24 protein-coding genes and 1 pseudogene are annotated in these 20,515 nt (G+C 66.9%); 13 read left to right on the top strand and 12 right to left on the bottom strand.

Going from position 1 to position 20,515, the window contains the following annotated elements; all coding sequences use genetic code 11:
* Window positions 1-2 precede the first annotated feature (2 nt).
* Entirely contained in the window at window positions 3-935 is a 933-nt protein-coding gene (locus E3T50_RS04570) for an FHA domain-containing protein (protein ID WP_134550792.1), read from the top strand.
* Window positions 936-991: 56 nt separating this feature from the next.
* On the opposite strand, the gene E3T50_RS04565 is transcribed toward E3T50_RS04570, so the two are convergent.
* Entirely contained in the window at window positions 992-1,498 is a 507-nt protein-coding gene (locus tag E3T50_RS04565; protein WP_134550791.1) for a hypothetical protein, read from the bottom strand.
* A gap of 289 nt (window positions 1,499-1,787) precedes the next feature.
* On the opposite strand from E3T50_RS04565, the gene E3T50_RS04560 reads away from it, so the two are divergent.
* From E3T50_RS04560 to E3T50_RS16140, 4 genes are all read left to right on the top strand, one after another.
* Complete coding sequence (locus tag E3T50_RS04560) at window positions 1,788-2,213, top strand: cupredoxin domain-containing protein (protein ID WP_198417951.1); 426 nt, start codon at window positions 1,788-1,790, stop codon at window positions 2,211-2,213.
* A complete protein-coding gene (locus E3T50_RS16430; protein WP_338145335.1) occupies window positions 2,174-2,320 on the top strand; it encodes a multicopper oxidase domain-containing protein in 147 nt (48 codons plus the stop codon). Before E3T50_RS04560 ends, E3T50_RS16430 begins: the two co-directional genes overlap by 40 nt.
* A 35-nt stretch (window positions 2,321-2,355) precedes the next feature.
* The gene (locus tag E3T50_RS04555; RefSeq protein WP_134550790.1) at window positions 2,356-4,212 is read left to right on the top strand and encodes a gamma-glutamyltransferase family protein; all 1,857 of its coding nucleotides are present in this window, start codon (window positions 2,356-2,358) and stop codon (window positions 4,210-4,212) included.
* A 199-nt stretch (window positions 4,213-4,411) separates the two neighbouring features.
* Complete coding sequence (locus E3T50_RS16140) at window positions 4,412-4,582, top strand: hypothetical protein (RefSeq protein ID WP_166784202.1); 171 nt, start codon at window positions 4,412-4,414, stop codon at window positions 4,580-4,582.
* A gap of 64 nt (window positions 4,583-4,646) precedes the next feature.
* Here E3T50_RS16140 and E3T50_RS16135 read toward each other — a convergent pair whose 3' ends face one another.
* The 3 genes from E3T50_RS16135 to E3T50_RS04545 all read right to left on the bottom strand — a co-directional run bounded on the left by E3T50_RS16135 (window position 4,647) and on the right by E3T50_RS04545 (window position 6,131).
* Complete coding sequence (locus E3T50_RS16135; RefSeq protein WP_166784201.1) at window positions 4,647-4,796, bottom strand: hypothetical protein; 150 nt, start codon at window positions 4,794-4,796, stop codon at window positions 4,647-4,649.
* A complete protein-coding gene (locus E3T50_RS16365; RefSeq protein ID WP_174844730.1) occupies window positions 4,793-5,263 on the bottom strand; it encodes a hypothetical protein in 471 nt (156 codons plus the stop codon). Before E3T50_RS16365 ends, E3T50_RS16135 begins: the two co-directional genes overlap by 4 nt.
* Window positions 5,264-5,351: 88 nt before the next feature.
* Entirely contained in the window at window positions 5,352-6,131 is a 780-nt protein-coding gene (locus E3T50_RS04545) for a gamma-glutamyl-gamma-aminobutyrate hydrolase family protein (protein ID WP_134464364.1), read from the bottom strand.
* A gap of 220 nt (window positions 6,132-6,351) precedes the next feature.
* Between E3T50_RS04545 and E3T50_RS04540 the strand changes: the two genes are divergently transcribed.
* From E3T50_RS04540 to E3T50_RS04530, 3 genes are all read left to right on the top strand, one after another.
* Window positions 6,352-7,083 (top strand): PspA/IM30 family protein, encoded by a 732-nt coding sequence (locus tag E3T50_RS04540; protein WP_134550789.1) that lies wholly within the window; start codon window positions 6,352-6,354, stop codon window positions 7,081-7,083.
* A 92-nt stretch (window positions 7,084-7,175) separates the two neighbouring features.
* Window positions 7,176-8,009, top strand: a complete 834-nt coding sequence (locus tag E3T50_RS04535; RefSeq protein ID WP_134550788.1) for an arginase family protein — start codon at window positions 7,176-7,178, stop codon at window positions 8,007-8,009.
* 39 nt (window positions 8,010-8,048) lie between these two features.
* Window positions 8,049-8,837: a crotonase/enoyl-CoA hydratase family protein gene (locus E3T50_RS04530; protein ID WP_134550787.1), complete on the top strand. Its 789-nt coding sequence runs from the start codon at window positions 8,049-8,051 to the stop codon at window positions 8,835-8,837.
* A 284-nt stretch (window positions 8,838-9,121) separates the two neighbouring features.
* Here the strand turns inward: E3T50_RS04530 and E3T50_RS04525 are convergent, their stop codons facing one another.
* Entirely contained in the window at window positions 9,122-10,105 is a 984-nt protein-coding gene (locus E3T50_RS04525; protein WP_134550786.1) for a diacylglycerol/lipid kinase family protein, read from the bottom strand.
* Between the two features lie 311 nt (window positions 10,106-10,416).
* Here E3T50_RS04525 and E3T50_RS04520 point away from each other — a divergent pair, with 311 nt between their 5' ends.
* A complete protein-coding gene (locus E3T50_RS04520; protein ID WP_134550785.1) occupies window positions 10,417-11,877 on the top strand; it encodes a dihydrolipoyl dehydrogenase family protein in 1,461 nt (486 codons plus the stop codon).
* A 3-nt stretch (window positions 11,878-11,880) separates the two neighbouring features.
* On the top strand, window positions 11,881-12,240 hold the full coding sequence (locus E3T50_RS04515) for a Fe-S oxidoreductase (RefSeq protein WP_134550784.1): 360 nt from the start codon (window positions 11,881-11,883) through the stop codon (window positions 12,238-12,240).
* Window positions 12,241-12,402: 162 nt separating this feature from the next.
* On the opposite strand, the gene E3T50_RS04510 is transcribed toward E3T50_RS04515, so the two are convergent.
* Window positions 12,403-13,893, bottom strand: a complete 1,491-nt coding sequence (locus tag E3T50_RS04510; protein ID WP_134464376.1) for a catalase — start codon at window positions 13,891-13,893, stop codon at window positions 12,403-12,405.
* 48 nt (window positions 13,894-13,941) lie between these two features.
* Window positions 13,942-14,454 (bottom strand): Fur family transcriptional regulator, encoded by a 513-nt coding sequence (locus E3T50_RS04505; protein ID WP_134550783.1) that lies wholly within the window; start codon window positions 14,452-14,454, stop codon window positions 13,942-13,944.
* Window positions 14,455-14,561: 107 nt separating this feature from the next.
* Between E3T50_RS04505 and E3T50_RS16550 the strand changes: the two are divergent.
* Window positions 14,562-14,714, top strand: a pseudogene (locus E3T50_RS16550) (hypothetical protein); the annotation flags it as partial.
* 11 nt (window positions 14,715-14,725) lie between these two features.
* On the opposite strand, the gene E3T50_RS04495 reads toward E3T50_RS16550, so the two are convergent.
* A complete protein-coding gene (locus tag E3T50_RS04495; protein WP_134550782.1) occupies window positions 14,726-16,156 on the bottom strand; it encodes an amidase in 1,431 nt (476 codons plus the stop codon).
* Between the two features lie 76 nt (window positions 16,157-16,232).
* On the opposite strand from E3T50_RS04495, the gene E3T50_RS04490 reads away from it, so the two are divergent.
* The gene (locus E3T50_RS04490) at window positions 16,233-17,057 is read left to right on the top strand and encodes an SDR family NAD(P)-dependent oxidoreductase (RefSeq protein ID WP_134550781.1); all 825 of its coding nucleotides are present in this window, start codon (window positions 16,233-16,235) and stop codon (window positions 17,055-17,057) included.
* A gap of 99 nt (window positions 17,058-17,156) precedes the next feature.
* A complete protein-coding gene (locus E3T50_RS04485; RefSeq protein WP_134550780.1) occupies window positions 17,157-17,810 on the top strand; it encodes an IMPACT family protein in 654 nt (217 codons plus the stop codon).
* Between the two features lie 106 nt (window positions 17,811-17,916).
* On the opposite strand, the gene E3T50_RS04480 is transcribed toward E3T50_RS04485, so the two are convergent.
* Genes E3T50_RS04480 through E3T50_RS04465 form a run of 4 tightly spaced genes read right to left on the bottom strand, consistent with a single transcriptional unit; the run spans window position 17,917 to window position 20,485 of the window.
* Entirely contained in the window at window positions 17,917-18,495 is a 579-nt protein-coding gene (locus tag E3T50_RS04480) for a GNAT family N-acetyltransferase (RefSeq protein ID WP_134550779.1), read from the bottom strand.
* The gene (locus E3T50_RS04475) at window positions 18,488-19,210 is read right to left on the bottom strand and encodes a uracil-DNA glycosylase (protein ID WP_134550778.1); all 723 of its coding nucleotides are present in this window, start codon (window positions 19,208-19,210) and stop codon (window positions 18,488-18,490) included. Before E3T50_RS04475 ends, E3T50_RS04480 begins: the two co-directional genes overlap by 8 nt.
* A gap of 7 nt (window positions 19,211-19,217) precedes the next feature.
* Window positions 19,218-19,925 (bottom strand): Type 1 glutamine amidotransferase-like domain-containing protein, encoded by a 708-nt coding sequence (locus tag E3T50_RS04470; protein WP_134550777.1) that lies wholly within the window; start codon window positions 19,923-19,925, stop codon window positions 19,218-19,220.
* A complete protein-coding gene (locus E3T50_RS04465) occupies window positions 19,922-20,485 on the bottom strand; it encodes a phosphoribosyltransferase (RefSeq protein ID WP_134550776.1) in 564 nt (187 codons plus the stop codon). Before E3T50_RS04465 ends, E3T50_RS04470 begins: the two co-directional genes overlap by 4 nt.
* Window positions 20,486-20,515 lie beyond the last annotated feature (30 nt).

Here is a 20,515-nt window from a genome sequence, read left to right as displayed (position 1 = left end):
TCGTGAGCTCGACCACGGGGTCTTCCGTTCGCCTGCACATCGATCTGGCGTTCTCACTGGTGGAACCGCTGGGTGGAGCCGATGACTCTTCAGCCGGTTCAACCGGGGATGCTGCGGGAGCAACGGACACCATGCAGGGCACGATCACCGCTGATGGATCCAACGTCACCATCTACACGAGCAACCCGGAAATCTTCGTTCAGGGACGAGCGCTCAACACGGAGCCGCTGCGAGCGATCGCGGCGGAGCTCGCGGCTCGAAAACTGACCGTCTCTGTCACGGGACCGATTGGTCTGATCGCCCGCTTCGGCGATGTGCATGCATCCGTACCGCAACGCCTGGTGACCAGGTCTCCCCACATCGTGCTTGGTTCACCCTCGGCCCTGGGCCCGCTCGTGCAGGCTCGCCTGCGCGGGCACGCCCGGATGCCGGTGGCTATTCCACTCCCCCCGTCGACGGTTTTTCCGCTGGCACCGACCTTCATCCGGCGCAACCGCCGGCGGGTGACGACGACGCACTACACGCCGGGAAGCGGGCGCCCGCGCCTCATCTTCGTGGTGGGGTCAAAGTATTGGAATGGGCAGATGCCCCGCGAATTCGACCTGTTACCGGGCACCACGACGATCGGCTCTTCCGCAGATGCCGACCTGCAACTACCCGGGCTCAAGCCCCTGCACGCCAAGATTCGTCACGATGACAACGACGAGTACTGTTTGTTTCCGATCGGTGACGTGGGGTCCAGCTCCGTGCCGGCTGATGACGGACGCGCTGTCGGAAACGGCCAGATTCTGCGCACCGGCTCTCGCCTCGAAATGGGTCCGTGGCGGATGGGCTACTTTCGGGAGGAGTTCGCCGACCATGGCCGCCCGTTCGGTGGCCGGGTAGGCGGCGAATTTGCTTACCAGAAGCCGCAGCCGCCCCGGCCCCGCGCCTGAATCCTGCCGGTGCCGCATGCACAGAGCGGCACCGGCGGTACTCGTGGTACCGAATTTTACGAGGTGAAGAGGCCGGTCCAGACCGCCCGCGAGCCCGATTCTCCGATGAGGGCGACGGTTATGACCGAGCCGATGGCAGTCACCAGAACGACCAGGTCCAGAACGATGTTGATCGTGAGGCGCCCCGTGCGGCTCGGCAGAGCGAATGCGAAACGGGCCCCCGGGGCCGCGATGTAGCGATACCAGGCCCACTGCAGTGCGGCCACGATAAAGAGCGCGATCGCCCACGGCAGCAGTGTACGACCGAGCGACGTGTGCGCACCGAGCAGCGGGGTGACATTAACCAGACGTGATTGCAGCCACTCTCCCGCTTGCACCGCCAGTGGAACCAGCACCAGTGCGGCGAAGGCCACGAGCGGCGTCACAATGCCCAGTCGGCGCCGACCAGCCGGCCAGAACGCGGTGAGCACCGCGCACAGAGCGGCTAGCGGCACCACGATCACGACGGCATGCACGATCAGTACGTGCAGCGGCAGCCCGTTGAATTCCCAATCAAAGTTCATCGTGCGTCTCCACGTCGTCGGACCGGCGCCTCGCTGTCAGACCGTGCGGGGTCTGTGACGGGTCGCGCGCGAACTGGTACGCCTGATCATTGCACGATTCGATCCCGCTCGACGCTATTGATCCGGAGTTTCCGGCCGTCGGAATGCGCTCATCGCGTCAGCATTTTTCCAAGGTATTGGTAATGCCGAACCTGTACTTGAGCGCAGCCCGCCGGTGCTCGCCCTGCCCGCACGAGAAGTCATGATGGTTGAGATCGAAGTATCCGTCCGGCCACGTCATCGTGCGCCTGTGCGCCGTCTGCGCAACTGGCCACTCGGCGTCGTCGTGGTTGCGGCGGTCCTGACCATCGCCTTCTTTCTGGCGATGTCGGGCCTACTCGGCTACCACGCCCATACCGACGAGGTGGCCGATGACTACGCCGGACTGGTCGGACCGATGGTGATCACCCGCGCCGGTTGCGCCCGGCCCGACGGAACGCCGATCCACGTCGACCGCGAGCTCTTCGTTCAGTTCACGGTCAGCGACGAGAACGCGAGCCCGTATCTGGCTCGAAACATCGACCGGTTCACGACCGACCCGGCGAGCGTCGATCCGGCCAACGAAGAGTTCGGTGAGAGCAACCTCATGCACACCGTCAATGGGTATGTCTTCGGCAACCAGCCGCTGTCCTCGGTATGCGCACCGACGTGGTCAGCCTGCTGCCGGCCAGTATGATGGTCGCCGACATGGTTTTTGACGACGTGGGCACCTGGCTGTTCCACTGCCACGTGAACGACCACATCACGGCGGGGATGCTGACCCGGTACCGGGTCAGGCCGTAACATTTCCCCTCCAGCACTCGTGCGAGGGTAGACGGGTGACCTATACCGCTCCGAACGTCTTCACCACCCGTCCAACCCTGCAGGGGACGTTCGGCATGACCGCCTCAACGCACTGGCTGGCCACCGCGTGCGCCCAGGCCGTGCTCGAGCGAGACGGCAACGCCTTCGACGCGGCCGTCGCCGGTGCCTTCGTCTTGCACGTCGTTGAACCGCACCTGAACGGGCCGGGCGGCGATATGACCGGCGTGTTCGTCACGGCGAGTGAACCGGATACCCCGCGCGTGTTGATGGGGCAGGGTCCAGCCCCGCAGGCCGCCACCATCGACCACTACCGATCAGAGGGACTCGACCTCGTTCCAGGATCCGGTGCACTCGCCGCGGCCGTTCCCGGCGCCATCGACGCCTGGCTCCTGCTGCTCCGCGACTACGGCACCTGGGAACTGCCCGAGGTGCTCGCCTTCGCCCTCGGGTACGCGCGCGAGGGACATCCGATACTCGGCCGGGTCGTCGCCACGATCGGCTCGGTCGCAGCACTGTTCACCGAGCACTGGCCGACCTCCGCGGCGCAGTGGATGCCGAACGGTCACCTCCCCCACGCCGGCGACCTCGTCACCAATAAGGCCTGGGCGAGCAGCCTTGAGCGCCTGCTCGCGGCGAGCGCGGACTCGGCCGTCGTCACCCGCGAGGGCCGCATCGACGCGGCCCGGTGGGAATGGCGGGAGGGGTTCGTGGCCCGCGCCATCGTCCGCTTCGGGCGCTCGGCGCACCGGCACTCCTCCGGTACCGACCACGCCGGCGTGATGACCCTGGTCGACCTGGCCGGTTTCGAAGCGAGCATCGAGGAGGCCACGAGCGTTGAGTTTCGTGGCCACACGATCGCCAAGACCGGTGCCTGGGGCCAGGGACCTGCCCTGTTGCAAACCCTGATGATTCTCGATGGCTTCGATGACGAGCGGCTCGACCCGTCGACCGCTCTCGGCGCGCACACCATTCTCGAGGCCCAGAAGCTTGCGATCGCCGACCGCGAGGCATACTACGGCGACGCCAGCGTGCCGCTGGACTACTTGCTCTCGGCCGACTACGCGGCTACCCGTCGGGCGCTCATCACGGATCAGGCCTCACAGGAGTTTCGCCCAGGCATCGTTCCCGACCATGCGCCCTACTATCCGGTGCTGCGCACCGAGTACAGCACGGCGGCGCTTTCGGAGCAGGGTGCCGGGGCATCCGTCGGTGTCGGTGAGCCGACGGTCGCCGCACCGACTCGGGCCGCAGCAGAACCCGAGGTGCTCTCAACCGGTGAGATGCGCGGCGACACCTGCCACATCGACGTCGTCGACCGCTGGGGCAACATGGTCGCAGCGACGCCGTCTGGCGGCTGGTTGCAGTCGTCGCCGACCATTCCCGAGCTGGGCTTCTGCCTCGGCTCGCGCCTGCAGATGACCTGGCTCGAGCCCGGTGCGCCCTCGGCCCTGACCGGCGGCAAGCGCCCACGCACCACCCTGACCCCGACCCTCGTGCTGAAGGACGGCCAGGCGGTAACGGCGCTGGGCTCCCCCGGCGGCGACCAGCAGGACCAATGGCAGCTGCTCTACCTGCTGCGCACGATCGTCGGCGGTTACACTCCGCAGCAGGCCATCGATGCGCCCGCCTTTCACAGCACCGCATTCCCGGGCTCGTTCTGGCCCCGCACCTGGGAACCTGGCGGCGCGGTGGTCGAAGACCGACTGGGCGAGGCGGTCATCGAACAGCTGGAGCAGCGCGGCCACCGCGTCACCCGAGCCGGAGGCTGGGCACTCGGCCGCATCTCGGCCGTCACCCGCGACCCGCAGACCGGATTGCTGCAGTCAGCGGCCAATCCGCGTGGAGCCCAGGGGTACGCAGCCGGTCGCTAGCTCTGGGGGAAAATAGCACCGTTTCGCGTTTTTTGCTGTCCCCACGAAGGGGGAGGACATCGACCTGTCTATCCCCAGTACATTGGAGCTATCGAACCGGTTACCAGGGTCGGCGATGGAACGGACAATCGTGAAAATGTTGCAGACAGAGTGCCCAGAATGCCAGCAAATGGTATGGATCACGTCGGATACCCGGTTCGTGACATATCACTTTCAGGTCGACTCCACCAAGGATTGCCCCGGCTCCCGGATGACCGTTCCGGTGCCCCCCAAACAGACTGCTGCGAGCCGCCGACGTGCGCAGGCCGAGCTGCTCGAGTGGGCGCACTCCGCGAACGCGGTGGGCACTGCAAAACACCGGGCCGCCTGACCGCTCCGATCGACCCATGAAACGGCGCCGGCCCGATGCTCGGGGCGGCACCGCGTCCTGGTGTTCAACGCCGGGTGCGGTCACACAGCTCGCGGGTCTCCTCCCGCGCATGGATCAAAAAGTCGGCCAGCACCAGGGCCAGGGAGCGTGCGCCGGCCTCGGCGTCGTCGGGATGCCGTGCGTCGAGCCACAGGTCCACCCGCGAGGCGATCACGTTCGTCGGCCGCGTTTGGTCGCATGGGCGAGAAACCAGTCGCGGAGGGCGAATTCAGCGGCGGAGAAAACCGGTCGCTCGTAACCGCCGCGCTGCGGGTCGCGGCCGATGTGACTGATCTCCACCAGCAGCCCGGCGACCGGATCGGCGGGTGCAGCGAGGACCGGGACGCCGGAGCGATCGATGACATTGCATTGCAACAAATTTATAACAAACCGACCGACCGGGATACGATCCGCGCGCAGCGGGAGTAGGCTATATTTTTCTACTTTTTTCAGCCTCTTCTCAGGCCGCACCCCGTACCGTTGCAGACGGAGTTCCCCCACTCCAACGATTGGCCCCGACATATTTCTCACCTCCCCCCAGGCGAGAAGTGTCGGGGCTTTTTCGTTCTTGGTCAGTGCTGGCAAAGTGCGGCTGGTGACGCTCGCACCCGCGATCACGATCACGATCACGATCACGATCACGGACGACGTTCGACATGGCTGCGCGGCAGCCGGACGCCACGATTACTCGCGCCCGCGTGACGCCGGGCGAGCCTCGGAGCTTCGGACCCTACGCGGCGAGGGCCGCGGCGCCCGGGCGCTCGGCCAGCGCGCGGGCCGCATGCTGCGCGGCCAGGCCGGCCAGGAGCCGAGCCAGCTGATCGGCCGGGGAATCGGGCGCTTCGGGGTGCCACTGCACACCGGTGATCGGTGCGGTCGCGTGTTCGAGGGCTTCGATCAGGCCGTCGGAAGCGTGCGCGGCGGCAACCAGTCCGGCGCCGAGGCGGTCGACGACCTGATGGTGGGCGCTCTGCACCGAGATCTCGACCCGGCCAAGGCTGGCCGCGAGGGTGCTGTCGATGCTCAGGGAGACGTCGTGGGTGGACAGGATTTCATCGATCGGCACGCCGATGTTCTTGTGGATGCCGTCGTCGATGTGCTGGATGAGGGTGCCGCCCAGGGCGACATTGATAATCTGCAGGCCACGGCAGATGCCCAGCAGCGGGGTGCCGAGCGCGAAGGCTCGCTGCACGAGGGCGATCTGGCCCTCGTCCGCGGTGGAGAAGTGCGCCGTCTCTCCCTCATAGCCTGAGCTGCCGCCGTAGAAGTGGGGTGTGACGTCTTCGCCGCCGACGATGACGACGGCATCGGCATCCGCGGTGATGCGCAGTAATTCGTCGGCCGTGACGTCGGCAGCGGCGACCCGTGTGACGACCCATCCGGCCGTTTCGGCGTCGGCGACGACGCGGGAATTGAGCACCTGTACCTTGGCGTGATAGGCGGGACGGTCGGGACGCGCCCCGGTGACCTCGACGACGGCGAGCATGCGGTTCGTGAATTCTTCGTTCATGCCGGGCTCCCGTCGGTATCGATCCTGCTGCGCTGTTTCCATTGTGGGCGGCGCGGGTGCGGCACGCGAACCGCCCTGTAACACTGGGCAATGTCACCTCGTCGCGGATTTTATGAGGTTCCCAGACTCGGGACTGCCGGTCACCCTAAGCTTTGGGCATGCACACACTTTCCTGGCGAATTTCCTGGGCCAGGTCGACTCTCCTGGAAGGGACATCCGAATGACCAAGCAGTCCATCTTCGGCCGTATTTCCCAGCTCGCGAAAGCGAACATCAACGCAATCCTCGACTCGGCGGAAGATCCCGCGAAAATGCTCGACCAGATGGTGCGCGACTTCTCGAGCAGCATCGCCGACGCCGAAAGCGCGATCGCCGAGACCATCGGCAACCTGCGTCTGCTCGAAGACGACTACCGCGAGGACCAGGAAGCCGCCGTGGAGTGGGGCGACAAGGCCCTCGCCGCAAGTCGCAAGGCCGATGAGTTGCGGACGGTCGGCAATGCCGCCGACGCCGACAAGTTCGACAACCTCGCGAAGGTCGCGCTCGGCCGTCAGCTCACCTCCGAGAAGGAGGTCAAGACCGCGGAACCACAGATTCAGGCGCAGACCGCCGTCGTCAACCAGCTCAAGACCGGCCTGAACGCCATGAAAGAGAAGCTGGTACAGCTCACGAACAAGCGCGCCGAACTGATCGCGCGCTCCAAGACCGCCAAGGCGCAGGCGCAGGTGCTGGACGCCGTCAAGAGCATCGACATGATGGACCCGACCAGCGAGGTCAACCGCTTCGAAGACAAGATCCGTCGCGAAGAAGCCCGCGTACGCGGTGCCCAGGAACTTGCCGCGTCGAGCCTCGACGCGCAGTTTGAAAGCCTCGATGACCTCGGCGAGCTCACCGAAGTGGATGCCCGCCTCGCAGCCCTCAAGGCAGGCTCGACCGCCGCGCTGGAGCGCTAACCGGGGCAGGTGACCGGCAGTGTCCGCGGCGGCAGAATTCGCTTCTGGCGAAGCGGATACTGCCGGCCTCGGTCGCTGCGCCATACTGGGGTATGGCTCCCATCTTCGTTGTAGTACCGCAATGGCAGGGTTCGATTTCTCCGCGTGCGATGCGCCTGGTCGACGGAGCCGCGGCTATTCAGGGCGACCTGCCCTTCTCGGCCACGCGCCTGGTCGATGTGCCGGTCGAGGCCGGTGATGCACTCGATACCGGCGTACACCGGTTCTCGGCGATTCAACAGGTGCGCGAGCGCCACACCAGGGTCCTGAACGACACCACCGACTGGGCCCTGTCCATCGGCGGTGACTGCGGGATCGCGCTGGCCGCGGTCGAACACGCGGCACGCACACATCCGGGCGACCTGGCCGTCGTCTGGTTCGACGCCCACCCCGACCTGCACACGCCCGAATCGTCGCCGTCGGGCGGGTTCTGCGGCATGGCCCTGCGCGCGATCAGCGGTGAGGGGCCAACCGAACTCGAGCTGGCACCAGCGAGCAGCGTGCCCCTGCACAACGTCGTGCTGGCCGGCATTCGCGACGTCGACGACGCCGAAGACCTGCTGCTCCAAGAGCTCAGTCTGGTGAGTGTGTCGTGCTCCGAGCTGACCGACCCGGCCGCGCTCGTCGCGGCGGTCGCGCAAACCGGGGCCAAGCACGTTTTCGTACACATCGACCTTGATGTGCTCGACCCGTCGGCGCTCACCGGTCTCAACAATCTCATTCCCTTCGGCCTGAGCGTGGCCGATCTCGGCGGCGCGATTACTGCGCTACGCGCCGAGTTCACCCTCGCCGGCGCGACCATCACCGGGTTCGCACCCGCCTCGCCCGAAGCGGCGACCGACGACCTGCCGAGCATCCTGCGCATCATCGGCGCCCTCACGCGCTAACCGCTCCCTGTCTGCGCATCTCGAGCCAATGGAGACCCCATGACCGACCAGCCCCGCATTCTCACCGAACGCCGCGGCCATGTTCTGCTGATCGGGTTCAACCGGCCCGATAAACGCAATGCCGCCGATTTCTCCCTGCTGCAGCAACTGGCGCTCGCCTACGGTGAGCTCGACCGTGACCCCGGGCTGCGCGTCGGTTTGGTCTACGCGGTCGGCGAGCACTTCACGGCTGGACTCGACCTCGCCGATATCGGCCCCCGGCTTGGCCCGAACGGGCTCGAGATGGTGCCGGAGGGCGGCATCAACCCGTGGCAAGTGGATGGCGAATCCCTCACCAAGCCCGTCGTCGTCGCCGTGCAGGGCACGTGCCTCACCCTCGGCATCGAGCTGATGCTTGCGAGCGACATCGTCGTCGCCGCCGAATCGACCCGGTTCGGCCAGATCGAAGTCACCCGGGGCATTTTGCCGTTCGGCGGCGCGACCATTCGTTTTCCGCGCGCGGCTGGCTGGGGTAACGCCATGCGGTGGCTGCTCACCGGCGAGCTGTTCGATGCCGCCGAGGCGCGCCGCCTGGGCCTCGTGCAAGAAATCGTGCCAGACGGCGCCCAGTTCCACCGAGCCCTCGAACTCGCCGAGAAGATCGCCGCGCAAGCTCCGCTCGCTGTCGCGGCCACCCTCGCCAACGCGCGCCTGGCCGAGCGCGACGGAGCGGCATCCGCTGAGGCAGCGCTGCAGCCCGCGCTGGCCCGCCTCGCCGCGACCGAGGACTCCCGCATCGGTATGCAGGCCTTCGTGACCCGCACCCCCGCCGTCTTCGTCGGCCGCTAGCCCGCCCCGGCCGACAAGTACCTGATCGCGCTCCCGGGATTGGCCGTCACTGAGCGCTGACGATATCGAGGGGATTGCCCGAGATCGGCCAACACCGTCATGACAGTATCGACAACGTGACGCTCAGCCAGGAGCCGAAAATGACCACCGGTCGCCGGCCTCAAACCCACCGGAGCGGGAGCGCGAGGTGAGCGCGCCCATCCGTCGTCTGGCGGCATATACGTAGTCCCGAACCCACCACTGCACATGCACGATCACGCACACGGGCGTGGGCGTGGGAGTCGTCACGAGCTCGGCGGAAGCTTGATGGTCAGGCCGCCCGGGTCCACCCGGACGTGAAATTCCAGAGCTGCCCCGAAACCGTCGCCATCGAGTTCGATCTGCTCCGCGTGTTGCAGCCGGACACCGAGTTCGGTGGCCCTCACGTAGCGCAGCGCGCTGACCTCCCTGGTCATCAGGGCGCGACCGGCCTTCGTTCGTCGAAGGACTCCGTTCTCCCAGATCACCTTGACAAAAATTTGCACCCAGCCCACGATTCCCTCCGGGCGCAGCAGCGCGATATCGAACTCCCCATCGTCGACGGCAGCGTCGGGCAGCAGAACGATGTTCGATGGCAGGAAACCACAATTGGCGACAATGATGGTGTGCGCCCGAGTTGCGCGGGAAGGACCGCGGTCAAGGGCGTAGTGAAACCGCAACTCGTTCTTGTCGCGCAAGGTCAGGGCGAGTGCTGTCACATAGGCCAGCCAGCCGGCCTTTTTCTTCAGGTCGTCGTCGGTGTTCGCCAGCATTTTCGCGTCCAGACCCAGTCCGGCCATGACCAGGAACACGTGATGCGACGTGGCCCTGTCTGCACGAGTGATCTCGATCAGCCCCAGATCGATTTTTCGGTCGACACCGGTAAAGGCGGTGTGCACGGCGAGTTCGATATCGTCCAGGCTGAGGTCGAGATTGCGCGCCAACAGGTTGCCCGTTCCAGACGGCAGCAGCGCCATGGGAATGGATCCGCCTTGAAGGCCCTCGGCGACGGCGCGAACGGTGCCGTCTCCACCGGCAACGATGACGACCGAAGCGCCCGACTCGAGGACCTCCTTCGCGCGACCCTGCCCCGGGTCATCCTCGCTCGTGGGAAGCCACACGGTTTCATCCCACTTATTCGCTTCCTCCTCCTGCGCGACGACGGAGGCAATCGCATCCAGATCAACCTTGATCGGATTGTAAATAACCGCAGCGCGCTGTCGTTTTGCTGTGGACGTTGCGTCTCTCATGATGAGCTCAAAGACTGTTCGACCGAGAAGCCATCCGGTCGAATGCTGAAATGGAGCGCCTCGGGCATCGGATACAGGGCGGGAACTATCACCTGAGCTAGCATGCAGGCACCCTAACCGGCTTTAAACCGCAGGGGGAGAATATGCCGTAGGTTCGAGCTGCCAAGCAAACGTTCATATACTGCGTGAGAACGACGGGGTAGGCTGCTCAGATTCAACATCTCGGCATCCCGACCGCAGTGACCACGCGGCCGGGCAGCAATGGCCGGCACAGCGTGGACCAGCAAATACACCCTCAGTCAGGAGATTCAATGTCGAGTCAGAGCTACGACGTCATCGTGATCGGCGGCGGCGCTGTCGGAGAGAACGTCGCGGACCGCACCGCCCAGGGTGGCCTGCGCACGGTCGTCGTTGAAAACGACCTCGTCGGCGGTGAGTGCTCCTACTGGGCCTGCATGCCGTCGAAGGCTCTGCTGCGAAGCGGCGCCGCCCTCGCCGCGGCCCGTCGGGTACCGGGCGCCGCCGAGGCCGTCACCGGAACCATTGACGTGCGCGCCGCCCTCAACCAACGCGACTCCATTACCAGCCACTGGAAAGATGATGGCCAGGCGAAATGGCTCGAGTCAGCCGGCATTGCTCTAGTACGTGGCCATGCCCGCCTCACCGCTGTGCGCGAAGTCACCGTGACCGGCGACGATGGCACCGTGACCGTACTGACCGCCACGCACGCTGTCGTCGTCAGCACTGGCTCGGCGGCGGTACTGCCCGACATTGACGGCCTGAAAGATGTCGAACCGTGGACCAGCCGTGACGCAACGAGCGCCAAGCAGATTCCGCCACGCCTGGCCGTGATCGGTGGCGGGGTCGTCGCCGCGGAAATGGCCGCGGCCTACGCGTCACTCGGGTCGTCGGTGACCGTGATCGCCCGCAGCGCCCTGCTCGGCGGGCAGGAACCATTCGCCGGTGAACTCGTCACCGCCGCCCTGCGGGAGAACGGTGTGACCGTGCTCGTCGGCCCGTCCACGACCAAGGCACACCGTGACACCGACGGCACGGTCATTCTCTCCCTCGATGACGGCACCACGGTCGCATCCGACACGGTGCTCGTGGCCATTGGACGCCTGCCGCGCACGCACGACCTCGGCCTCGACACGGTCGGCCTCGATGCAGACGACTGGCTCGCCGTCGATGACACGCTCCTCGTGCAGGGCGACTCCCCCGCGCTGGCCGGCGACTGGCTCTATGCCACCGGCGACGTCAACCACCGGGCTCTGCTCACCCACCAGGGCAAGTATCAGGCTCGGGCGGCCGGCGACGCGATCGTGGCCCGCGCGGCCGGATCGCCCGTCGACGATGCACCGTGGGGCGCGCACGTGGCGACCGCCGACCACGCCGCGGTGCCGCAGGTGACCTTCACCGACCCGGAGGTTGCCTCGGTGGGGCTGACCGCCGCGGCCGCTGTGAAAGCGGGGTTTCGTATTCGCATTCTGGATTACGACCTGGGAAACCTGGGCGGCGCCGCCGTGCTGGCGGTCGGCTACGTTGGCAAGGCGCGAGCGGTGATCGACCTGGACCGCGAGGTCATTCTGGGCGCCACCTTCGTCGGGCAGGACGTAGCCGAGCTGCTGCACTCGGCCACGGTCGCCATCGTCGGCGAAGTGCCGATCAACCGGCTGTGGCACGCGGTGCCGAGCTACCCGACCCTGAGCGAAGTCTGGCTGCGACTGCTCGAAGCCTACGGTCGCCCCGGGTTCACCGACGAGGCACGATAGGGCATGCGTCGCTTGCTCTTTGATTCATTCGTGAGCCGGACCGGGTACCTCTACGCGACCGCGGTCGGATTGGTCTGGGGCTCAATCTGGAGCACCGGTCGCGTCGAGAAACGGGCCGGCCTGTTCGTATTTCGCGGCATGCCGTCCTGGACATTCGGTCGCGGCGGCTCGTGCGTGGGCGGCTGCTATCTCACCAATGCCAACGTCACGACGGATGTGCTCGAGCACGAGGCCGTGCACAAACGCCAGTGGAAGCGGTTCGGCGTGGTCTTTCCGCTGCTGTACGCGGTCGCCGGGCGTAATCCGCTCAAAAATCGCTTCGAGATCGAGGCTGGCCTGAAAAAGGGCGGCTACCTCCGGTAGCTCGGTACGCGCGAAACTGCGGTGATTTTCGCCAGATCACGCCGATTCGTCTCCCATCTCGGCGACCCGCGCCAATCTCCGTGGGGTGCACATGACCCGGAACAGACACCGCCCGGCCTGCGTGCAGGCCGGGCGGTGTCTGTGTTCCGTGGTGCGCTGGTGCTACTGCGCGGCGACGTACTCGGCGTCGACCGCGGCGGCCTCGGCGAACACGGCCAGGTTCGCGCGCAGCTTCGCACCGAGGTCGGCGTCAACGCTGGTCCAGTACCAGATTGCCCGCTCGGTTACCTCGGCGCGGGTCACGCCGCTGATGGCACCGGTGATGGTGTCAAGCAGGCGCGCCTTGGCGGCATCGTCGTAGACCTCGCGGTACAACGTTCCGGCCTGGCCGAAATCGCTGTCTTCGCTGCGCAGGGTTGCGGCGGCACGCAGCAGCGTTCCGTCGCCCTCCCACGCGCCCTCGCCGGCAGCGGCCGGGTCGGCGACGGGGCCGCCGAGGGAGTTCGGCGCGTAGTTCGGTTCACTCGGTGCGTTGTAGTGGTGGCGCTGCGCGCCATCCTGCGAATAGTTGTTCACCGGGCTCTTCGGCGCGTTCACCGGCAACTGGGCGAAGTTGGTACCCACGCGGTAGCGCTGCGCGTCGGGGTAGGAGAAGATACGCGCCATGAGCATCTTGTCGGGGCTCGCCGCGATGCCGGGAACGAAGTTGGCCGGCGAGAACGCCGACTGCTCGATCTCCGCGAAGAAGTTCTCCGGGTTGCGGTTGAGAGTGTGGGTGCCAACCGGAATCAACGGGAAGTCGGCGTGCGGCCAGACCTTGGTCACGTCGAACGGGTTGAACCGGTAGGTGTTGCCCTGCTCGTACGGCATGACCTGCACGGACACGTTCCACGACGGGAAGTTGCCGGCGGCGATGGCGTCGGACAGGTCGCGACGGTAGTAGTCGGCATCCGCTCCGGCGAGGAGTTCGGCCTCTGAACCTTCCATCTCGACGTTGCCCTGGTTGGATTCGAAGTGGTACTTCACCCAGAAGCGCTCGCCCGCGGCGTTGATCCACTGGTAGGTGTGCGAACCGAAGCCGGGCATCTCACGCCACGAGCGCGGCAGGCCGCGGTCGCCCATGAGGTACGTGACCTGGTGGGCTGACTCCGGGGACAGAGTCCAGAAGTCCCACTGCATGGTCGCGTCGCGCAGACCGGTACCCGGCAGACGCTTCTGCGAGTGGATGAAGTCGGGGAACTTCATGCCGTCGCGGATGAAGAAGACCGGGGTGTTGTTACCGACGATGTCGTAGTTGCCCTCGGTCGTGTAGAACTTGACCGAGAAACCGCGCACGTCGCGCCAGGTGTCCGGACTGCCCTGCTCGCCGGCAACGCTGGAGAAACGCTGCAGGGTCGGTGTGACCGTGCCCGGCTGGAACACGGCGGCGCGGGTGTACTTCGAGACGTCGCCGGTGACGACGAACTCGCCGTGCGCTCCGCCGCCCTTGGCGTGCACGATGCGCTCCGGAATGCGCTCGCGGTTGAACTGGGCGAGTTTCTCGACCAGGTAGCGGTCGTGCAGCGCGGTGACGCCGTCGGCGCCAACGGTGAGGGAGTGCGCGTCGCTGGCGACGGGAGTTCCCGTCTGGTCGGTAGTGGGCTTGCTAGTCATGGTGCTCCTTGATAGTGCATCAGCAACGCGAAGTGGTCGGAGAGAAAATTAGGGATGGATGGTATCGGTGTGCTCGGCGGGGCGGCTCGTGGTATCGAGCTGGCACTGTGCGCAGAGGCCCCAGTAGATGACCTCGGCGGCCCGCACGTCGAAGCCGAGCACATCCGCTGGGGTGAGGCAGGGGGCGTGGCCGACGGCGCAGTCCACGTCGTGCACCACGCTGCAGCGGGTGCAGACGATGTGGTGGTGGTTGTCGCCGACCCGGCGCTCGAACAGGGCGGGCGAGCCGGCCGGTTCGATCTTGCGTACGAGCCCAGCGGCGGTGAACGAGGCGAGTACGCCGTAGACCGCCTGCAGCGAGGTGCCCGGCAGGTCGGTGCGCACCGCGCCGAACAGGGCGTCGGCGTTGGAGTGCGGCCGATCGGTGAGGGCCCGCAGCACGGCCAGACGCGGCGCGGTCACTTTGAGACCGGCCGAGCGGATGCTGACTTCGAGCAGACCAGCGTCGGCCGCGGCCAGGCGGATTCCTCCGTCGTCGTCGCTCGCATTGGTCAAGGTCATGCTTCGACCCTAACATTTGTTTTGACTAACTCAAAACAAATTGCGCTCTGGCACGGATTATCTGGCTGGTTTGGGTAGCGGACACCAAGGATCTGCTCATTGTCACCGTGCTCGGCACCTTCTTCGCCAGCCGCGGCGCCCCCAACCTGATCTTTCAAAATCTGCTCGGCTTTGCCGCGTTCGATACCAACGTCGTGTTGTTCGCCTTTCTCTTCCTCGTGGCACTCGGTGTGGACCACCACATCTTTCTGACCACTCGCGCCCGCCGGAACTACGCCGCCTCGGGCGGCACCCGGTCCTGCCAGCGGATGCGGCGTTCCAGCTGCGCGCCGAGCGAGAGCAGGGTGGCTTCGCCGCCCGGGCGGCCGATGAGCTGCACGCCCATCGGCAGGCCGTCGTCGGTCTGATGCACCGGCAGCACGATGGCCGGCAGGCCGCTCACATTGATCATCGAGGTGAACGGCGTGTACTGCACCTGCTGCGCAAAGTTCACCTCGGCGTCGTGCGCGTCGTACCAACCGACCGGGCGCGGCGTCAGGGCCATGGCCGGGGTGAGTACGGCATCGAACCTCGACAGCTGGTGGATGAATGAGCGCTCGAACGCGGTCAGCGCGGCGAGCGCCTCGGCGAGGTCGCGCGCGCTGAGGGCACGGCCTCGGGCGAGCAGCCACTGGGTCAACGGCTCGAGCAGGTCGATCTCGGCCTCGGTCTCGGCGGGGATGCTCGCCGCTCCGGCCTGCCAGATCGTGCGGAAAGCCGGCACGTAACTCGGGTCGGGCACGAGCGCCGTCTCTTCGAGACCGTGGTTCAGCGCGGCGAATTCGGCGACGGCACGGGAGAGGGCGTCCTCAGCTTCGGGTGCGAGCGCAATCTCGTAGTCGTTGTCCCAGGCCGAGGTGGTCATAACCCCGAGCTGAAAACGCCCTTCGCCACGCACCGCCGCCGCCAGCAGCGGCGTCTGCTCGCCCGGGGCCCGCAGGGCGTAGTGGTGGTCGGGGTGACCGTCCCTGGGCGCGATCATGGCGTCGAGCAGCAGGGCCGCATCCGCTACCGTGCGGGCCAGCGGACCGCCAACCGGGAGGCCGCCCAGCTTGTCGATTCCGGAGGCGGCCGGAACGCGCCCGCGGCTCGGCTTGAGGCCCACCAGCCCGCAGGCGGCAGCGGGAATACGAATCGACCCGCCGCCGTCGGAGCCGGGCGCGAACGGCAGGAGCCGGGCGGCGACGGCGACGGCGGCGCCGCCGCTGGATCCGCCGGCTCCGAGCGCGAGGTTCCACGGGGTGCGGGCTGGCGGGGCGGCGCGGCTTTCGGTGTACGAGGCGAGCCCGAATTCGGGTGTGTTGGTCTTGCCGAGGCTGACGCCTCCCGCGTCATCGAGCGCCTGTACGAGGTCATCGGATTCGTCGGGCACATAGCCGGCAAACAGACGCGACCCGAACCCGGCCCGCACCCCGGCGCGCAGGTGCAGGTCTTTGTCGGCGAACGGAAGTCCCCAGATCGGCGCGGTACGCGGCATCCGCTCCTCAACGTGTCGAGCCCGCGCCCGGGCGGCATCCGCGGTCACGGTGACGAAGGCACCGAGGGCTGGGTTGAACTTTTCGATGCGGGCGAGGTAGTGCTCTACGAGCTCGCTCGGGCTGATGTCGCTGCGCTGCAGGGCCTGCCATTGTTCCAGGGCGGTCAGTTCGTGTGGGTCAGCCATGTCCCGAGCCTAGTTCGACGAGACCGGGCGGCGAGCCGACTAGGTCATGCGCACTCATGAACGCTAGCCTCGAGCCATGAAGAGCGCTCTGTACAATCCCATCGGTACCACCGCGCTCATCACCGGAGCGTCGAGCGGACTCGGCGTCGGATATGCCCACGAGCTTGCCCAGCGCGGCGCGGACCTCGTGCTCGTCGCCCGCCGGCAGGCGCGGCTGGAGGCGCTCGCGGTCGACCTGGCCGAGCAATACGGCACGGTCTCCACCGTGATTCCGCTTGATCTCAGCAGAGCGGATGCCGTCCCTGAGCTGGTCTCCGACCTGCGCGAGCGGGCGATCACCATCGGCACCCTCGTCAACAACGCCGGCTTTGCTACCTTCGGCACGGTTCTCGACTCCGACCAGGCACGGGAGACGGAGCAGATCGCCCTCAACGTGCACGCCCTGACCGCGCTGACCCATGCCTTCCTGCCCGATCTGGTCGAGACGGCCTCGCTGCATCCGCACACCGCGGCGCTCGTGAATCTGGCGAGCACGGCAGCGTTCCAGCCGGTGCCGCGCATGGCGGTCTACGGGGCGACCAAGGCCTACGTGCTCAGCTACACCGAAGCGGTCAGCTACGAGACCCGCGCGAGCGGCCTCAAGGTCACCGCGATCTGCCCGGGCCCCGCCGACACCGAGTTCTTCGAGATCGCCCAGACCAGCGGCGGCAAGAAGGGCACGCCGCTGACCGTCGACGAGGTCATGCGTGCCTCCTTCGCCGCCCTCGACCGGTCGGTGACGCCGTCGGTCGTGCTGGTCGGCGCGCGCAACGCGCTGCTCGCCCGGATGGCCAGCATCTCCCCCCGGAGCGCCGTGCTCAACGCGGTCGGGCGAATGAACACGCCACACGCCACCAGGTAACGGACTCCATCCCTGGCGAAGGTACCGATCGCTACCCCGGCCCCGGCCGGTCTTCTGCTGCACGGGGCACCGATCACGCGGATGCGCGAGACTGGACGCATGCCCGATCTCACTTTGCATGGCGGCGTCGGCAGCCGTGTTGATGCCGAGATCGAAGTGAAGCGATCCAGATTTCTGTGCCGCCTGGTCAGGACCGAGACAGAGGATGCCGCGCGCGCTGCGATCGACGACGCACGTAAGGCGCACTGGGGCGCTCGCCACCACTGCTCGGCATTCGTGCTCGGGTCATCCGGCGCTCCCGATCAGGTTCGTCGGGCGAATGACGACGGTGAACCGTCAGGAACTGCGGGGCGACCCATGCTCGAAGCGCTGTCCGGGCGCGGTTTCGTCGACTGCGTGGCCGTCGTCACCCGCTACTTCGGTGGCACGCTTCTCGGTGCTGGCGGCCTGGTGCGCGCCTACTCCGAGGCTGTTCTCACCGCGATCGACGCGGCCCAGTCCCTGGGACTGGTGGTGGAGCGCGCACGCCGTGAACTGTTCACGCTTGCCCTGCCCCACGCGGATGCCGGTCGCATCGAGGCCGAGTTGCGCCAGCGCGGAGTGCTCATCCTGGGTACGCATTATGGGCTCGACGCGGTGCTGAAGATTGCTGATGACGACGCGACGCGGCTCGCCGCGATCGTCGCCCGGGTAACAGCCGGAACCGCAGAACTGGAGGCCCTCGGCCACGAATGGGTCGACGTCGAACGGTAATCGACGGCGGAACGTGCTCACGTGCTCCTGTGGCGCCCACGGGCGTTCTTGTGCAGCGTGGGTCGGGGTGCACAGATTGCTGGGCACGCACGCCGGCGCGGCGGCGCTACTTCAGGCTTTTTTGCAGCAGAATCGTGCCGAGCCAGCGCTCGAACTTGAACCCGACCTTGCCCATGCGGCCGATCTCGTCGAAGCCGAAGTCGCGGTGCAGCTTGATCGAGGCATCCGCTCCCTGGTCGGCGATGACGGCGATGATCTCTTTCAGACCAGCGGCCTTGGACCGTTTGATCAGCTCGCCGAGCAGCTCGCGGCCAAGACCTTTACCAGTCGACGCTGCGCCGAGGTAGATCGAATTCTCGACCGTGAATCGGTAGGCCTTCTTCTGCTTCCACGGGCTGACCAGGGCATACCCGAGAATCTGACCGGCCGGCGAGACGGCGACGATGAACGGCATGCCCTGCTTGTTCAGGTAGTAGAACTTGTCGCGCCACTCGGTGAGCGTCATTGCATCTTCGTCAAAGGTGACGGTGCTGTTGGCGACGTAGTAGTTGTAGATCTCGCGAATGTGCGGCAGGTCCGTGGCGCGAACCTCGCGCAACGTGTATTCGAACGGTGCCTCGACCGCGACTTCCGGCCGCAGATGGCGGGGCAGCCGACGACGAGTCTCGTATTCTTCCTCAAGCACCGGGCACTCCCCTTTCTGGTTGGTTCCAGATTACCGGAAGAGCCCACTGCACCGATGCCGCCCCCTGCACGGTGAGCAGCCGGTTGGCGCTGCTGAACGGCCGGGAGCCGAAAAAGCCGCGGCGGGCTGAGAGGGGGCTCGGGTGCGCCGATTCGATGACGGGCGTGTCGCCGAGCAGGGGCCGAAGCGCGCCGGCATCCTTGCCCCACAAAATCGCGACGAGCGGATGCCGCCGCCGCACGAGAGCACGGATCGCCTGATCGGTCACGCTTTCCCAGCCGTGGCGGCGATGCGATCCGGCCGCGCCGGCCCGCACGCTGAGCACCCGGTTGAGCAGCAATACCCCCTGGTCGGACCACGCCGAGAGGTCGCCGTGCTCGGGGCGCGGCAGGCCCAGGTCGGCCCCGAGCTCGGTGTAGATGTTGCCCAGGCTCCGCGGCACCGGCCGCACGTCGGCGTTTACGGCAAAGGCCAAACCGATCGGATGCCCCGGCGTCGGGTACGGGTCCTGTCCGACGATGAGCACCCGCACGGCATCGAACGGTTGCCGAAACGCGCGCAGCAGGTGCTCCGGCGCGGGCAACACGACGTGGCCGGCCGCCCGTTCGCCCGCCAGAAAATCGGCCACTCGGGCCAGGTCATCGGCCACGGGGGCGAGCGCTCGCGCCCAGCCCGGGTCGATCTGCCCGGTCGCCGCGAGCGCATCGAGGTTCACGAGCGGGTCAGGCGCCGATGGTACTCACGAGAACGCCACCGTCGGCCTGACTGACCCGCCAGACGCTGCCGGCTCCGAGCACACCGAGCGCGCCCTCGCCGATCACGAGCACGGTATTCTCGTCGATGGCCAGGCCGCCGTCGATCAGGCCCGCCTCGGTCGCTGCGATCAGTCGCGACAGGCTGCCGGACTGGGCAGCGTGCACATCGACCGTGACGTCGAGCAGGCCGATCCCCTGGGCCAGGGTGATTTCATCGAGGCCCTCCGAGACGTGTTCCGGCGTGACCTCGACGCCGCCGATGCGCCAGCCGCCAATGAGGGCACGTTCGGCCGCGATCATGGCGCCGGCCGAGAAGCCGAGGTAGGGCACACCACTCGACACCTGGCGGCGGATCTCGTCGGCAATCGGCAGCAGAGCGGCGAGGTAGTCGGGCGTCACCCCGCCGCCGATGATGATGCCGTCGACGGTGGAAATCGCCGTGAGGGCGGCGGTATCACCCGGAGCGAGCGTGCTGCGGCGGGTCTGCACGTTATCGCCGAGCGACTGGGCCAGTTCCTCGGCGTGTGCGCTGCCGGGGCCCACGGTGACGATCGCGACAATTGGTTCATCGCGGCCGGCCAGGGAGGCCCGCGACGTCACCTCGGACAGGAACGTTGTGAACACCGCGGCGTCGTGCGCGGGGTCTCCCCCACCGCCGACCAGGTGCACGCTCACGCGGCGACCTCGGCCGTCGCTGCGGCGAGCGCTTGCGGCGCGCTGCTTGCGGGGGCGCCCGCAACCGGCGGCAGCACCGACCACGGAAACACGATCCACTTGTCGGTTTCGCGCCAGGTGAAATCGGGCACGAGTACGGTGCGCGGCTTGGTGTAGAGCGTCGCGGTGCGTACCTCCAGCGCGGTCTCGCCGAGCAGACGCAGCACGAGCGCAAGCGTGTGGCCAGAGTCGGAAACGTCATCGACGAGCAGCACCCGCTTACCGGCGAGGGCCGGAGCGTCGAGCATCGGGGCCGACAGCACGGGCTCGGGCAGACGTTCGTCGATGCCGGTGTAGAACTCCACGTTGATGCTGCCGCAGTTCTTGGTGCCGAGCGCATACGACACGGCGCCGGCCAGCAGCAGGCCGCCACGGGCGATGGCGATCACCACATCGGGGTGAAAGCCACTGCCCCGCACGTGAGTCGCCAGCTCGCGCGACGCCGCGGCGAAGTCGGTCCACTGCAGAATTTCGCGGTCAATCACGAGCGGAGTGGGCGCATCCTGGGCATCTAGTGTCATCCGTCAATGCTAGCTATGTCTGAGCGCGCA

Origin of the sequence: Cryobacterium gelidum, assembly GCF_004403985.1 — a bacterium.
GTDB lineage: Bacteria > Actinomycetota > Actinomycetes > Actinomycetales > Microbacteriaceae > Cryobacterium > Cryobacterium gelidum.
Note: the sequence above shows the minus strand (reverse complement) of the source record. Positions and strands in the feature narration are given on the sequence as shown.